The sequence below is a fragment of the Mycobacterium sp. UM_Kg27 genome, assembly GCF_000972905.1.
In the GTDB taxonomy this organism is placed as follows: domain Bacteria; phylum Actinomycetota; class Actinomycetes; order Mycobacteriales; family Mycobacteriaceae; genus Mycobacterium.
Genome location: NZ_JRMM01000046.1, coordinates 1 through 14,181, shown reverse-complemented (window position 1 = coordinate 14,181; position 14,181 = coordinate 1). Strand labels below are relative to the sequence as shown.

Here is a 14,181-nt window from a genome sequence, read left to right as displayed (position 1 = left end):
CCCGGGCCGCCGGCCGGGACACATGACAACGTTGACCGGTCCCGCGCTAGGTGAGGTCGTCGTGGTCGCCGCGGGCCCAGGCTGCGTGGCGGTCCGCCGAGAACCGGACCGCGGCCACCGCATCGGTGTCGATGGTGTTGGTGTGCAGGCCGTAAATGCGGTCGAAGCGCAACTGTTCCATCGTCTCGGCCATCCGCTGGGCGACAGCGGCCGACAGCGGTATCCGGTTCGGGTAGCTGCGCAAGAAGGCCACGGTGCGCCGGTCCGGGTTCGGGAATACGGTGTCGCCGACCAGCAGCACTCCGCGACCGTCGGCACCGGCGTCCCAGCAGGCGACGGAGCTGCCCGGAAAGTGCCCGCCGACTTGAATCAGGGTCAATCCGGGTGCGATCTCCAACCGCCCGGACCAGTATCGGATCGCCGGATCCGGACGCATCACCCATTCTTTGTCCGCGGCGTTGACGTACACCGGTACCCCGCCGAGTCGCCGGCCCCATTCCACCTGGGCGCCGAACATGTGCGGGTGACTGGCTACCACACCGAGCACCGGGCCCTGCTCGAGCGCCGCAGCGACCCCGGCCTCATCGATGAATCCCGAAGGATCCCAGAGGATGTTGCCGCTGGGCGTGCACACCAGCTTGCCCAGTTGACCGATACCCAGGGGCGGGTTGCTGCCGATCCCGATCAATCCGGGTTCTAGCTCAAAGGCGTAGGACCGCATGCCCTCGGCGACCAAGCCGTCCAACGTGGCCCAGTGCTGGCCGTCCTGCGGCACCCATTGCCGGTCGTCCTCGCAGATCGCACACACCTGCGGCGTCGCATCGTGTTCGACACCGCAGGTCCGGCACAGCCAGAACTCGGATGCCGGCACGGTCAGACCGTGAAACCGACTGCGCGCATCATCTCGCGGCCCTCGTCGGTGATCTTGTCCGGTCCCCAGGCCGGCTCCCAGACCCAGGACAGGTCGACCTTCTTGACCAGGCCGGCACCCACCGTGGCGTTCTCGACCTGTTCGGCGATCATGTCCTGCAGCGGGCAGGCCGGCGAGGTGAGGGTCATGGTGACGACCGCGGCCGCCCCGTCCTCGTCCTGCCGGATCGACAGGTCATACACCAGGCCCAGGTCCATCACGTTGATGCCGATCTCCGGGTCGATGACGTCGTGCATCGATTCCTCGACTTCGGCGAGCAGCTCGTCCGGTCCCAATTCGCTCATCGATTCATCTCCTGGGTTGTGCCACTGACTGATGCCAGCGTTTGTTCCGATGTCTTCGCGAGTGCCTGTGCCAAAGCATCTTTGAACGCCATCCAGCCGAGCAACGCGCACTTGACTCGCGCCGGGTACTTGGCCACTCCGGCGAACGCGATACCGTCGCCGAGCACCTCCTCGTCGCCTTCCACGCTGCCGCGCGACGACACCATTTCGTGGAACGCATCGAATGTCGCGCACGCCTGCTCCACCGTCAAGCCGATCACCTGGGTGGCCAGCACCGAGGTGGCTGCCTGCGAGATCGAGCAACCCTGCCCGTCGTAGGAGACATCGGCGATCTGCGTACCGTCGGCCGACAGCGCCACCCGCAGGGTCAGTTCGTCACCGCAGGTGGGATTGACGTGATACACCTGCGCGCCGTAGGGCTCCCGCAGGCCGCGATGCTGCGGATGCTTGTAGTGATCGAGGATCACCTCTTGATAGAACTGCTCAAGACGCAAGTCTCACACTCCCCCAAAGAATTCCACGGCTCGGCGCACACCCGCCAGCAGGCGCTCCACCTCCTCGTGGGTGTTGTACACCGCGAATGAGGCGCGCGCGGTGGCCGCCACATTGAATTTGCGGTGCAACGGCATGGCACAGTGGTGGCCCACCCTGACCGCGACACCGTCGTCGTCGAGTACCTGCCCGACATCGTGCGCGTGCACCCCGTCGATCACGAACGACACCGGCGAGCCGCGGTCGACCGTCGTGGTCGGCCCGACGATATGCACCCCGGGAATGCCGGCGAGGCCCTCGAGCGCGGCGGCCACCAGCTCACCTTCGTGGGCGGCCACCACATCCATCCCGATCGCGTCCAGGTAGCGAGCGGCCGCAGCCAGCCCGACGACCTGCGAGGTCATCGGCGTACCGGCCTCAAAACGTTGCGGCGCCGGCGCGTAGGTGCTCGAAGCCATCGTGACGGTCTCGATCATCGATCCACCGGTGAGGAATGGCGGCAGCGTCGCCAACAGCTCCCGCCGGCCGTAGAGCACCCCGATCCCGTTGGGCCCCAGCATCTTGTGCCCGGAGAACGCCGCGAAGTCCACCCCCAGCGCGTGGAAGTCGACCGGCTGGTGCGGAACGGACTGGCAGGCGTCCAGCACGGTGAATGCACCCACCGCGCGCGCCCGCGACACCAGCTCGGCGACCGGGGCCAGTGCACCGGTCACGTTGGAGTGATGAGTGAACGCAACGACTTTGACCCGCTCGTCGAGTTCCAGCGAGTCCAGGTCGATGCGCCCATCGGGCGTCACCGCGTACCACTGCAGGGTCGCACCGGTACGCCGCGCCAGTTCCTGCCACGGAATCAGGTTGGCGTGGTGCTCCAATTCGGTGGTGACGATGACATCGCCGGGGCCGACGGCCGACTCGAAGCGGTCGTCGCCGAGCACATAGGACACCAGGTTCAGCGACTCGGTGGCGTTCTTGGTGAACACCAGCTCATCCGGGTGGGCGCCGACGAAGCGCGCGATCGCAGACCGGCCGTCCTCGTAGGCGTCGGTGGCCTCCTCCATGAGCTGGTGCGCCCCGCGGTGCACCGCACCGTTGGAGTTCAGCAGGAACTCCCGCTCGGCGTCGAGCACCGGCAGCGGACGCTGCGAGGTGGCCCCGGAGTCCAGGTAGGCCAGCCGGCTTCCGCCGCGCATGACACGGTTCAGGATCGGGAAATCCGCCCGAATCGCATCGAGGTCCGGCACCGCCGGACGACTGACCGAAAGTGTCATGTCCTACGCCTCCGCCACTGCCGCCTCGGCGGTGAAGCGCTCGTAGCCGTTCTCCTCCAGCTCGTCGGCCAGCTCCGGCCCACCCGACTCGACGATCCGGCCGCCCGCGAAGACGTGCACGAACTGCGGCTGGATGTAGCGCAGGATGCGGGTGTAGTGCGTGATCACCAGCACGCCACCGTTCTCCGCCTCCTGGTAGCGATTCACCCCTTCGCTGACCACCCGCAGCGCGTCGACGTCCAGGCCGGAGTCGGTCTCGTCGAGGACCGCGATCTTCGGCTTGAGCAGGCTCAGCTGCAGGATCTCGTGGCGCTTCTTCTCACCACCGGAGAAGCCCTCGTTGACGTTGCGCTCGGCGAACGCGGAGTCGATGCCCAATTCGGTGAAGGCCGCGCGCTGCTCCTTGATCCAGGCCCGCAGCTTCGGCGCCTCGCCGCGCACGGCGGTCACCGCGGTGCGCAGGAAGTTCGACATCGACACCCCCGGCACCTCGACCGGGTATTGCATGGCCAGGAACAGTCCCGCACGCGCACGCTCATCGATGCTCATCGCCAGCACGTCTTCGCCGTCGAGGGTGATCGACCCGGACGTGACGGTGTACTTGGGGTGCCCGGCAATCGCGTACGACAGGGTGGACTTGCCCGACCCGTTGGGGCCCATCAAGGCGTGCGTCTCACCGGAGTTCACCGTGAGGTCGACGCCGTGCAGAATCGGGATGTCGGCCGTGCCGTCGTCGCCGGTGCCGCCAGGCGACACACTCACATGCAGGTCCTTGATTTCCAGTGTGCTCATTGCTGATGCGTGTCCTTAGATGATGAGTTCGGGGTTATTGGTTCTCGGTGACCGCGAGTTCACGCTCGACGGCCTCGGTGAGGCGTTCCTGCACAGCCGGAACGGGGATCTTGCCGATGATCTCGCCGAAGAAGCCGCGCACGATCAGGCGTCGGGCCTGCTCTTCCGGGATGCCGCGCGCCTGTAGGTAGAACAACTGCAGGTCATCGAATCGTCCAGTCGCACTGGCGTGTCCGGCCTGCACGATCTCCCCGGTCTCGATTTCGAGGTTGGGGATCGAGTCGGCCCGGGCACCGTCGGCCAGGACAAGGTTGCGGTTCACCTCGAAGGTGTCGGTGCCGACGCCGGTCGCGCGGATCAGCACGTCGCCGACCCAGACGGTGCGGGCGTCCGGCAGGGCCGAATCCGGGTCACCTTGCAGCGCACCCTTGTACAGCACGTTCGACCGGCAGTTGGGCTGAGCGTGGTCGACCAGCAGCCGCGATTCGAGGTGCTGGCCGTCGTCGGCGAAGTACAGGCCGAGCATCTCGGCGTCGCCCCCCGGGCCGTCGAAGCGGACCCGTCCGGTCAGACGCACCAGTTCGCCACCCAGCTGCACGGCGCTGTGGCGCAGCACCGCGTCCTTGCCCAGCGCCGCGTGATGCATGGTGACGTGCACCAGATCCGAGTCGGCGTCGGCGATCCACACCACGGTCAGCGCAGCGCCGTCGCCGACCACGAGTTCCAGGTTGTCGGCGTAGGTCCCACCGCCCCGCACGTCGATCACGACCGTTGCCCGCGACAGTTCCTCAGCGCGCACCTGCAGATGGCCGTAGGCCGTCGCTCCGGCCCCCGGGCCGGTGACCGTGATCGCGATGGGTTCCTCGACGCTGACTTCCTTGGGCACGGTTACCACCGTCGCCTCACGAAACGCCGAGAAGGCCTGGGCCGCAATGCGGTCCGCGGGCACGCCAGCCGCACCGAGCCGGTGGTCGCCGCGTGCGACCGTCTCGATCCGCACCGTGTCCGAACCGCGGACTTCGATGCCTGCGGACGCGTCGGCGACCGCGGAGCCGTCGTGCAGGCCGCGCAGCCGGCGCAGCGGGGTGAACCGCCACATCTCATCGCGACCGTGCGGCACCTCGAATGCCTCGACGTCGAACGAGGTGAACGCGGTGCCCTTGGTGCCGCCTTCGACCGCTGCGGTCAGGTTGGCCGCCGGGGCGGACGTCAAACCAGTCGAGGTCACCTAGCCCACCGAGCCTTCCATCTGCAGCTGGATCAGCTTGTTGAGTTCCAGCGCATATTCCATCGGCAGTTCCTTGGCGATCGGCTCGACGAAGCCGCGCACCACCATCGCCATCGCCTCGTCCTCGGTCAGGCCACGGCTCATCAGGTAGAACAGCTGGTTTTCGCTGACCTTCGACACGGTGGCCTCGTGGCCGACGGTGACGTCGTCCTCACGGATGTCGACGTAGGGGTAGGTGTCGCTGCGGCTGACGTTGTCGACCAGCAGCGCATCGCATTTCACGCTCGACTTCGCCCCGTGCGCGCCCTTGTGGATCTCCACCAGACCCCGGTATGAGGACCGACCGCCGCCGCGCGACACCGACTTGGAGACGATGTTCGACGACGTGTTGGGCGCCAGGTGCAGCATCTTGGCGCCGGTGTCCTGGTGCTGGTCCTCGCCGGCGAACGCCACCGAGAGCACCTCGCCCTTGGCGTGCTCGCCGGTCATCCACACCGCCGGGTACTTCATGGTGACCTTCGAGCCGATGTTGCCGTCGACCCATTCCATGGTGGCTCCGGCCTCGGCCCGGGCCCGTTTGGTGACCAGGTTGTAGACGTTGACCGACCAGTTCTGGATGGTGGTGTAGCGGCACCGGCCGCCCGGCTTGACGACGATCTCCACCACCGCGGAGTGCAGCGAGTCCGAGGTATAGACCGGCGCGGTGCAGCCCTCGATGTAGTGCACATAGGCGTCTTCGTCGATGATCATCAGCGTCCGCTCGAACTGGCCCATGTTCTCGGTGTTGATCCGGAAGTAGGCCTGCAGCGGGATGTCGACGTGCACGCCCTTGGGCACGTAGATGAACGATCCCCCGCTCCACACCGCGGTGTTGAGCGCGGAGAACTTGTTGTCGCCCGCCGGGATCACCGTGCCGAAGTACTCGCGGAACAGCTCCTCGTGTTCCTTGAGCGCGGTGTCGGTGTCAAGGAAGACGACGCCCTGGGCTTCCAGGTCTTCGCGGATCTTGTGGTAGACGACCTCGGACTCGTACTGGGCCGCCACACCACCGATGTAGCGCTGCTTCTCAGCCTCCGGGATACCCAGCCGGTCGTAGGTGTTACGGATGTCCTCGGGCAGGTCGTCCCAGGTCTGGGCCTGCTTTTCGGTGGACCGCACGAAGTACTTGATGTTGTCGAAGTCGATGCCGGACAGATCCGAACCCCAGTTGGGCATCGGCTTCTTCATGAAGGTCCGGTAGGCCCGCAGGCGGGCTTCGAGCATCCACTCCGGCTCGTTCTTCTTCGCCGAGATGTCGCGCACCACGGCTTCGGACAGCCCGCGCTGGGCGGCGGCGCCCGCGGCATCGGTGTCGGCCCAACCGTATTCGTACCGGCCCAGCGACGCGATCGTCTCTTCCTGGGTGGTCGGCTCCACAGCTGCTGTGGTGGCCTCCGGCGTCAGTGTCATGGTGACACTCCTTCGGTGCTCGTGATGGCTTCGGCGCAGGGTGTGCGCCGAAGGTCGGTCGGTGCTGCTAATGCTGTTTTTTGACGGTCGCGGCGGCGCCGGACTTGCCGGCCTTGGCGATCTTGGCGCTCCGGTTGGTCAGTGGCACATGGGTGGTGCAGACGTAGCCGCCGTCGGCGATGGTCGCCAACCGTTGCACGTGAGTGCCCAGCACTTCGGCCATCGCCTGCCGCTCGGCCCGGCACAATTCCGGGAACTCCTTGGCGACGTTGGCCACCGGGCAGTGGTGCTGCAGGATCTGCACCCCGGGTACACCTCCCTGCACCCGAGCCGTGGTGGCGGCATAGCCGGCCTCCGTCAGCGCGCCGGCGATGCGTTGGGCGGTGGCCTCCAGGTCGCCGTCGTCGCCCGTGCCGCTGCCGGCTGCGACGGCCGCCACCTTGGCCAGGATGGCGTCAATGCGCTGTCGAGCGAAGTCGACCACCGCGTCCTCGCCGCCGATCTCGCGCAGCTGGCGCATGGCGGCCACCGCGAGGTCGTCGTAGCGGTGGCCGAGCTTGCCGCGGCCGGCGTCGGTGAGCTGGAACCGCTTCGCCGGACGCCCGCGTCCCACCTGCTGCCAGGATGCCGCCGCATGTGCCTCGGCGTCACCCATCTCGATCAGGGCATCGAGGTGGCGACGCACCCCGGCGGCCGACAAACCCAACCGGGCGCCGATCTCCCCCGCGGTGATCGATCCGGATTCCATCAGCAGGCGTACCACCGCGTGACGCGTGTCGTGGCCGCCGGCGACTTCGGCCGGGGTGTCCGCCGTAACCGTACCGCCGGGGCGTTGCCCGGCGGTTTCGGTTGCGGTGTCCACCTCCCCCATTTCGGAGGCCTCGAATTTCACAACACCAGTGTGACGCAATTCCAGAGCTCGGTCTAGAAAGGGTTACCTCAGTTCAGCCCGGATCGGCCGTTGCGCTGATCACATCCGGCGCGGCGCCGGGCGTCCCCAGGCTTCGAAGAGCGGCCGTTACGCTGCTGTGATGGCCCTCCGCCGGCACTCGCTGAGCTCGTCGATCGCGCACCTGCACGGCGACGAGCGCACCGTCGGCTCCCCGCTTAACGCCGCTGAACTGGTCGCATTGCGGAGAACCCGCCGGTTCGGCGCCACCGGCACCGTGCTGATGGCCATCGGTGCGCTCGGGGCCGGTGCACGGCCGGTGGTGCAGGACCCGACCTTCGGAGTCCGGCTGCTGAACCTGCCGTCGCGGCTCGCGACGGTGGCCCTGACCATGACCACCACCGGCGCGGTGATGATGGCGCTGGCCTGGCTCATGCTGGGGCGGTTCGCGCTGTCTTCTTCACCGGACTCCTCCGCACCTCGTACCTCGGCGCATCGTCGTCCGACAGAAGCCCGATCGCCGGACTCCTCGGCCCCTCGTACCTCGGCGCATCGTCGTCCGACAGAAGGCAACCGCCGGATGTCGCGCAGTCAGCTCGACCGCACCCTGCTGCTGTGGATGCTGCCGCTGCTGGTGGCACCGCCGATGTACAGCAAGGACGTCTACTCCTACCTGGCGCAGAGTCAGATCTCCCGGCTCGGACTGGACCCCTACCGGGTGGGCCCGGCACCGGCGCTGGGCCTGGACCACGTCTTCACGCTGTCCGTGCCCAGCCTCTGGCGGGAGACGCCGGCGCCCTACGGTCCACTGTTCTTGTGGATCGGTCGCGGAATCTCGGCGTTGACCGGGGAAAACATCGTCACCGCGGTGCTGTGCCACCGGGTGGTGGTGCTGCTCGGGGTCGGATTGATCGTGTGGGCGGTGCCGCGCCTGGCCGCGCGCTGCGGGGTCGCCGAGGTCAGCGCCCTGTGGCTCGGAGCGGCCAATCCACTGTTGCTGATGCACCTGGTGGCCGGCATCCACAACGAGGCATTGATGCTCGGACTCATGCTGACCGGCACGGAGTTCGCGTTGCGCGGGATCACCGCGGCCAAACCGCTATGGCCGGATGTGCGCAGTCGCCCCGGCCGGGACGACTGGGCTCCGCTGGCCGGGCTGCTCATCGGGGCGGTGCTGATCACGCTGTCATCGCAGGTCAAGCTGCCGTCGCTGCTGGCGCTCGGGTTTGTCGCGATGGCGCTGGGCTGGCGGTGGGGCGGCGACGTGCGGGCGTTTCTGCTGGCCGGTACGAGCATGGCCGCGCTGGCGGCGGCGGTGACGGGCTTGATCGGCTGGGCCAGTGGGCTGGGCTTCGGGTGGGTGTTCACCCTGGGCACGGCCAATGTGGTGCGCAGCTGGATGTCGCCGCCGACGCTGATCGCCCTCGGCACGGGCCAGGTGGGGATCCTGCTCGGTCTGGGTGATCACACCACCGCGGTGCTGTCGCTGACCCGTGCCATCGGCGTCCTGATCATCGCGGTCCTGGTGGTGTGGCTGTTGCTGGTGGTGTTCAACGGCCGGCTGCATCCGGTCGGGGGGCTCGGCGTTGCGCTGGGCATCACCGTCCTGCTGTTTCCGGTGGTCCAGCCCTGGTACCTGCTGTGGGCGATCATCCCGCTGGCGGCGTGGGCGACCCGGCCGAACTTCCGCATCGCGGTGATCGCGGTAACCCTGGTGGTGGGCATCTTCGGCCCGACCGCCAACGGCGACCGCTTCGCGCTGTTCCAGATCGTGGACGCCACCCTGGCCAGCGCCGTGGTGGTGTTGGGGTTGTTCCTGCTGACCTATCGGCGCCTGCCGTGGCGCGAGTTACCGGCCGAAGCCGGCGCCCCGACGGGCGATGCACCGGCCGAGGAACCGACCCCGCGGCCGGCCGCTGCCACCGACGCTTACGCTGATTCTCCGTGAACTCAGCTGTCGCGGTGCGCTTGCGCGGGGTACGCAAGCGTTACGGGACCGGTCCTGCTGCGATCGAAGCGGTCGCCGGCCTGGATTTCGACGTGCAGACCGCCGAAGTGTTCGCCCTCCTCGGCCCGAACGGCGCCGGGAAGACGACCACGGTCGAGATGTGCGAAGGCTTCGTCCGCCCGGACGCCGGAACCATCGAGGTGCTCGGCTTGGACCCGGTCGCCGACAATGACCGGCTTCGGGAGCGCATCGGGGTGATGCTGCAGGGCGGCGGCGGCTACCCGGCCGCACGTGCCGGCGAGATGCTCAAGCTGGTGGCGTCGTATTCGGCCAACCCGCTGGACCCGCAGTGGCTGCTGGACACCCTGGGCCTGACCGATGCGGCACGCACCACCTACCGCCGGCTCTCCGGCGGGCAGCAGCAGCGGCTCGCGTTGGCCTGCGCCCTGGTCGGCCGGCCGGAACTGGTCTTCCTCGACGAGCCGACCGCCGGTATGGACGCGCACGCCCGGCTGCTGGTGTGGGAGCTGATCGATGCGTTGCGCCGCGACGGCGTGACCGTGGTGCTGACCACCCACCACCTGCGCGAGGCCGAGGAGCTGGCCGACCGGCTGCTGATCATCGACCACGGCGCGGTGGTCGCCGCCGGCACGCCCGCGGAGTTGACCCGCAGCGGCGCCCAGGGCCAGCTGCGGTTCACCGCACCTCCGCGACTGGACCTGTCGTTGCTGATCGCGGCGTTGCCGGAGGGGTATCGGGCCAGCGAGGTGCTGCCCGGTGAATACCTCGTCGAAGGAACCGTCGACCCCCAGGTGCTGGCGACCGTGACCTCCTGGTGCGCCCGGATGGATGTGCTGGCCACCCAGCTGCGGGTCGAGCAGCGCAGCCTCGAGGACGTGTTCTTGGAGCTGACCGGACGGGAGCTACGCCCATGAGTGCTCAGCAGGTCTTCGCGCCCGGCACCTTCACCCCCGACCCCCGTCCGGCCCGCGTGCCCGCGATGCTGGCCGCGCAGTACCGGTTGGAGCTGACCCTGCTGCTGCGCAACGGCGAGCAGCTGCTGCTGACGATGTTCATTCCGATCACCCTGCTGGTCGGGCTGACGGTGTTGCCGCTGGGCCCGTTCGGCGAGGGCCACGCCGAACGCGCGACCACGGTGCTGCCGGTGATCATGTCGCTGGCGGTGATCGCTACCGCGTTCACCGGGCAGGCGATCGCCGTGGCGTTCGACCGGCGCTACGGGGCCCTGAAACGACTGGGCGCCACGGCGCTGCCGGTCTGGGGCGTCATCGCCGGCAAATCGCTGTCGGTGGCTACGGTCGTGCTGTTGCAGTCCGTGCTGCTCGGCACGATCGGCGCCGCGCTGGGCTGGCGGCCGACATTGGCCGGCCTCGGCTTGGGCGCGGTGGTCATCGCGCTCGGTACCGCCTGTTTCGCGGCATTGGGCCTGCTGCTCGGCGGCAGCCTGCGCGCCGAGATCGTGCTGGCCGGCGCGAACCTGCTGTGGTTCGTGTTCGGCGGGTTCTCCGCACTGACCGTGGAGACCGATCTGGTGCCCGGCACGGTCCGCTGGCTCGCCCGACTCACTCCCTCGGGGGCGCTCACCGAGGCGCTGGCACAGGCGCTGAGCGTCTCGGTCGACTGGTTCGGTCTCGCGGTGGTGACGGTGTGGGGTCTGTTGGCCGCCGTCGGTGCCGTGCGATGGTTCCGGTTCAGCTGACCTACTACGGGACGTAGTTACCGATCCTCTACGATCAGGCCCGTGGGACGGTTCCTGATGCGCCTGGTGGACCTGCTACCCGAACCGGGCCTGCGCACGCAGCGATGGCTGGCTGCCGCGGTCGTCTTCACTCAGGGATTCATCGCCGTCACCGGCGCGATCGTGCGGGTCACCGCGTCCGGATTGGGTTGCCCGACCTGGCCGCAATGCTTCCCGGGCAGCTACGTCCCGGTGGCCGTCTCGGAAGTTCCGCGGATTCATCAGGCCATCGAGTTCGGCAACCGGATGGTCACCTTCGCGGTGGTGATCACCGCGGCGCTGGCCGTGCTGGCCGTGCTCCGGGCCCACCGCCGTACCGAGGTACTGGTCTACGCCTGGCTGATGCCCGGCTCCACGGTGTTGCAGGCGGTGATCGGCGGTATCACGGTACGCACCGGGCTGGCCTGGTGGACCGTGGCTGTGCACCTGCTGGTCTCGATGCTGATGGTGTGGCTGGCGGTGCAGTTCTATGCGAAAGTCGGCCAGACAGACGACGAGTCGGCGGTGGTGACTTATCGGGTCCCGACACCGTTGCGCGGGTTGACCGCGCTGTGTGCCGTCACGCTGGCCGCGGTGCTGGTGACCGGCACCCTGGTGACCGGCGCCGGCCCGCACGCCGGCGACAAGAGCGCGGCCCGCACGGTGGCCCGCCTCAAGGTGGAGGTCGCCACGCTCGCCCACCTGCACGAGTCGCTGCTGATCGGATTCCTCGGTCTATTGATAGGCCTGGCCTTCGGGCTGGCCGCGGTGCGGGCGGCCAAACCGGTGATGCGCCGACTGGCGGTGGTGACCGCCCTGACATTGGTGCAAGGACTGATCGGCGTGGTCCAGTACTTCACCGGCGTGCCCGCCGTACTGGTCACCCTGCATGTGGCGGGTGCGGTACTGGTCACCGGCGCGACGGCGGCGCTATGGGCGTCGCTGCGCCAACGGACCCAACCCGAGTCGCTCTAGCGCCGCGGTGACCTCGACGGCGAAGCGGCGCTGCGCTCGCTCTCGTTCGCCGGCGTCAAGAGCGCTGAACCCCAACTGCGGCGCAATCAGATCCAAGCCGAACAGGCGTGGATCCGCGGCGGTTCCGGCCACGTCGGCCCGCGCGTAGAGCAGCTCTTCGATCCGGATGCTCAAGCGTTCGGCGGCCGAACGCAGGGCGGCACGCCCGACATCCCACAGTTCGAAGTCCGGGTCGGACCCGGCGGCGCCGAACGCGTGCGATCGGCCGGCACCGAAGAAAACCAGCGTGCTCAGCTCCGCCGGTGGCGGTCCCGGCAACGTCGGGACCCCGTCGCACTGCAGGTCGGCCAGGTAGCGGCGGTCGGCGTTCCAGGCCACCGCTTCCGGCGGGTTCAGCAGGTGGGCCACCCGGGTTGTCCAGTTCAAGAATTCGGCGTGCCGGGCCGGGGCGCCGCCGGCCGTGCGCAGGATCACCAGGTCCGCCGCCAGCGTCTCCGGGTCATCCCAGGGCAGACGGCGGGCGTGCAGACCTCGGTGGCGCAGCGCCGCCACCAGGCCGGCATCGTCGCCGGCGTCGTCGACCGCCCCGGACGTATCGGCGCCACGGTGGTGGCCGTGCCGCGGATCGACCGCCAGCACGATGCGCGGATGGAAGATATCGGGCCGGGCCAGCTTCATGCAGACCTCATAGTCGGAGATGATAGTCACCATGCACGCCGTGGAAGTGGCCGCGACCGGCGGCCCCGAAGTTTTGAACCTGGTCGACAAACCTCAGCCCTCCCCTGCCTCCGGTGAGGTGTTGATCCGGGTCGAGGCCGTCGGGGTCAACTACATCGACACGTATTTCCGCTCCGGGGTCTACCCGGCCGAGCTGCCGTTCGTGGTGGGCAATGAGGCCGCGGGCACGGTCGCCGAGGTCGGCGCGGGAGTGACCGCATTGACTGTGGGCGATCGCGTGGTGACGGCGGCCGCGACCGGCGCCTACGCCCAATACTGCACGGCCCCGGCATCTTTGACGGCACTCATCCCCGATGGAATCGAGGCTGACGTGGCCGCCGCCGCGCTGCTCAAGGGCTTGACGGCGCATTACCTGATCACGTCGGTGTATCCCGTGCAGTCCGGCGACACCGTGTTGTTGCATGCCGGCGCCGGCGGGGTAGGACTGATCCTGACTCAATGGGCGACCGCGCTCGGTGCCCGAGTGATCACCACGGTCTCGAATTCGTCCAAGGCCGAATTGTCGAGGCAGGCCGGCGCTGTGGAAGTGCTCGAGTACCCCGGCTCGGCCCCTGAAGACGCCGCGGCGTTCGGCGCCCGGGTTCGGGAGTTGGTCGACGGCGGGGTGGTCGCGGTATACGACGGCGTGGGTGCGGCGACGTTCGACGCCAGCCTGTCCAGTCTCGCCGTCCGGGGCACCTTAGCGCTGTTCGGCGCGGCCAGTGGGCCGGTGCCGCCGGTGGACCCGCAGCGGCTCAATGCGGCGGGCTCGGTCTACCTGACCCGTCCCAACCTGGCGCACTTCACCCGTACCGCACCGGAATTCGCCTGGCGCGCGGGCGAACTCTTCGAGGCGATCGGCAATGGCACGATCACGGTGACGGTCAGCAAGCACTATCCGCTGGCCGAGGCTGCCCGCGCCCACCGCGATCTGCAGGGCCGCCAGACCGTGGGCTCGATTGTGCTCGACCCGTAACCGCCCGCGAGTCCAGATCCCAGCCGTCGGGCAGTAGCGGCACCCGGGGACCGTCGGCGAATTCCGCCCCGTCCAGCCGGGTGAGCCCGGTAGCCCGGCTACCCGCGCCGTGCACGCTGCCGGAGCGCCCCAGTTCCCCCACACCGTGATCGGACACCGGTGCCGGTCCCCAGTCCGGGGTCACCCCGACGGTCAGACCCATCGCGGCGTCACCGTGCCCCGTTCTGGTTTGGCGCCGCCGGAGACGTGTGGCCCGGCGGGATTCCGCTGCCGCCGCGGCCGAGGCAGACTCCGGGGTGGGCGTCTTGCGCTTGGCGCTGTCCGCGGCGGAGGCGTGGGCGCCGAGTCCTGACCCGTAGTCGATCCGGGGCCCGCCCCCCACCAGATAGGGGAACAGCGGCGGACCGGCGGGCACGGGCGCGGGCGGCGCTGCAGCCGACGGCACCGAGGCCGCACCGGCCGGTGCGGCAGCCGGCGGCGGGGCGGTCGGGGGC

General features: G+C 68.8%; 15 protein-coding genes. 5 read left to right on the top strand and 10 right to left on the bottom strand.

Going from position 1 to position 14,181, the window contains the following annotated elements:
- Window positions 1-46: 46 nt before the first annotated feature.
- The 8 genes from LI94_RS09630 to LI94_RS09595 all read right to left on the bottom strand — a co-directional run bounded on the left by LI94_RS09630 (window position 47) and on the right by LI94_RS09595 (window position 7,336).
- Window positions 47-871, bottom strand: a complete 825-nt coding sequence (locus tag LI94_RS09630) for an MBL fold metallo-hydrolase (protein ID WP_024443392.1) — start codon at window positions 869-871, stop codon at window positions 47-49.
- A 2-nt stretch (window positions 872-873) separates the two neighbouring features.
- Window positions 874-1,215, bottom strand: a complete 342-nt coding sequence (locus LI94_RS09625; protein ID WP_024443391.1) for a metal-sulfur cluster assembly factor — start codon at window positions 1,213-1,215, stop codon at window positions 874-876.
- Window positions 1,212-1,709, bottom strand: a complete 498-nt coding sequence (sufU, locus tag LI94_RS09620; RefSeq protein ID WP_024443390.1) for a Fe-S cluster assembly sulfur transfer protein SufU — start codon at window positions 1,707-1,709, stop codon at window positions 1,212-1,214. Before sufU ends, LI94_RS09625 begins: the two co-directional genes overlap by 4 nt.
- Before the next feature lie 3 nt (window positions 1,710-1,712).
- Window positions 1,713-2,975, bottom strand: a complete 1,263-nt coding sequence (locus tag LI94_RS09615) for a cysteine desulfurase (RefSeq protein ID WP_046301041.1) — start codon at window positions 2,973-2,975, stop codon at window positions 1,713-1,715.
- 3 nt (window positions 2,976-2,978) lie between these two features.
- Window positions 2,979-3,767: a Fe-S cluster assembly ATPase SufC gene (sufC, locus tag LI94_RS09610; protein WP_024443388.1), complete on the bottom strand. Its 789-nt coding sequence runs from the start codon at window positions 3,765-3,767 to the stop codon at window positions 2,979-2,981.
- A 34-nt stretch (window positions 3,768-3,801) separates the two neighbouring features.
- Entirely contained in the window at window positions 3,802-4,980 is a 1,179-nt protein-coding gene (gene sufD / locus LI94_RS09605) for a Fe-S cluster assembly protein SufD (protein ID WP_046301049.1), read from the bottom strand.
- A gap of 15 nt (window positions 4,981-4,995) precedes the next feature.
- Entirely contained in the window at window positions 4,996-6,444 is a 1,449-nt protein-coding gene (gene sufB / locus LI94_RS09600; protein WP_024443386.1) for a Fe-S cluster assembly protein SufB, read from the bottom strand.
- Window positions 6,445-6,511: 67 nt separating this feature from the next.
- On the bottom strand, window positions 6,512-7,336 hold the full coding sequence (locus LI94_RS09595) for a metalloregulator ArsR/SmtB family transcription factor (RefSeq protein ID WP_239651192.1): 825 nt from the start codon (window positions 7,334-7,336) through the stop codon (window positions 6,512-6,514).
- A gap of 139 nt (window positions 7,337-7,475) precedes the next feature.
- Here LI94_RS09595 and mptB point away from each other — a divergent pair, with 139 nt between their 5' ends.
- From mptB to LI94_RS09575, 4 genes are read left to right on the top strand one after another with little or no spacing between them, the layout of a single operon-like run.
- A complete protein-coding gene (gene mptB, locus LI94_RS09590; protein WP_046301040.1) occupies window positions 7,476-9,281 on the top strand; it encodes a polyprenol phosphomannose-dependent alpha 1,6 mannosyltransferase MptB in 1,806 nt (601 codons plus the stop codon).
- Complete coding sequence (locus LI94_RS09585; RefSeq protein ID WP_024444068.1) at window positions 9,278-10,216, top strand: ABC transporter ATP-binding protein; 939 nt, start codon at window positions 9,278-9,280, stop codon at window positions 10,214-10,216. Before mptB ends, LI94_RS09585 begins: the two co-directional genes overlap by 4 nt.
- The gene (locus LI94_RS09580) at window positions 10,213-11,001 is read left to right on the top strand and encodes an ABC transporter permease (protein ID WP_046301039.1); all 789 of its coding nucleotides are present in this window, start codon (window positions 10,213-10,215) and stop codon (window positions 10,999-11,001) included. Before LI94_RS09585 ends, LI94_RS09580 begins: the two co-directional genes overlap by 4 nt.
- Before the next feature lie 57 nt (window positions 11,002-11,058).
- Entirely contained in the window at window positions 11,059-11,994 is a 936-nt protein-coding gene (locus LI94_RS09575; RefSeq protein ID WP_046301047.1) for a heme A synthase, read from the top strand.
- Here LI94_RS09575 and LI94_RS09570 read toward each other — a convergent pair.
- Complete coding sequence (locus tag LI94_RS09570) at window positions 11,950-12,672, bottom strand: hypothetical protein (RefSeq protein ID WP_046301046.1); 723 nt, start codon at window positions 12,670-12,672, stop codon at window positions 11,950-11,952. The genes LI94_RS09575 and LI94_RS09570 overlap by 45 nt on opposite strands.
- Window positions 12,673-12,703: 31 nt before the next feature.
- On the opposite strand from LI94_RS09570, the gene LI94_RS09565 reads away from it, so the two are divergent.
- The gene (locus LI94_RS09565; RefSeq protein ID WP_046301038.1) at window positions 12,704-13,687 is read left to right on the top strand and encodes a quinone oxidoreductase; all 984 of its coding nucleotides are present in this window, start codon (window positions 12,704-12,706) and stop codon (window positions 13,685-13,687) included.
- Here the strand turns inward: LI94_RS09565 and LI94_RS24465 are convergent.
- Entirely contained in the window at window positions 13,596-13,889 is a 294-nt protein-coding gene (locus LI94_RS24465; RefSeq protein ID WP_239651193.1) for a hypothetical protein, read from the bottom strand. The two genes, LI94_RS09565 and LI94_RS24465, sit on opposite strands and share 92 nt — an antisense overlap.
- Window positions 13,890-14,181: the final 292 nt, after the last annotated feature.

Bases quoted from the DNA above. Each gene is read 5' to 3' on its own strand.
- LI94_RS09625 (WP_024443391.1), bottom strand. From the start codon at position 1,215: ATGAGCGAATTGGGACCGGACGAGCTGCTCGCCGAAGTCGAGGAATCG.
- LI94_RS09615 (WP_046301041.1), bottom strand. From the start codon at position 2,975: ATGACACTTTCGGTCAGTCGTCCGGCGGTGCCGGACCTCGATGCGATT.
- sufC (WP_024443388.1), bottom strand. From the start codon at position 3,767: ATGAGCACACTGGAAATCAAGGACCTGCATGTGAGTGTGTCGCCTGGC.
- sufB (WP_024443386.1), bottom strand. From the start codon at position 6,444: ATGACACTGACGCCGGAGGCCACCACAGCAGCTGTGGAGCCGACCACC.
- mptB (WP_046301040.1), top strand. From the start codon at position 7,476: ATGGCCCTCCGCCGGCACTCGCTGAGCTCGTCGATCGCGCACCTGCAC.
- LI94_RS09580 (WP_046301039.1), top strand. From the start codon at position 10,213: ATGAGTGCTCAGCAGGTCTTCGCGCCCGGCACCTTCACCCCCGACCCC.
- LI94_RS09575 (WP_046301047.1), top strand. From the start codon at position 11,059: ATGCGCCTGGTGGACCTGCTACCCGAACCGGGCCTGCGCACGCAGCGA.
- LI94_RS09570 (WP_046301046.1), bottom strand. From the start codon at position 12,672: ATGAAGCTGGCCCGGCCCGATATCTTCCATCCGCGCATCGTGCTGGCG.
- LI94_RS09565 (WP_046301038.1), top strand. From the start codon at position 12,704: ATGCACGCCGTGGAAGTGGCCGCGACCGGCGGCCCCGAAGTTTTGAAC.
- LI94_RS24465 (WP_239651193.1), bottom strand. From the start codon at position 13,889: ATGGGTCTGACCGTCGGGGTGACCCCGGACTGGGGACCGGCACCGGTG.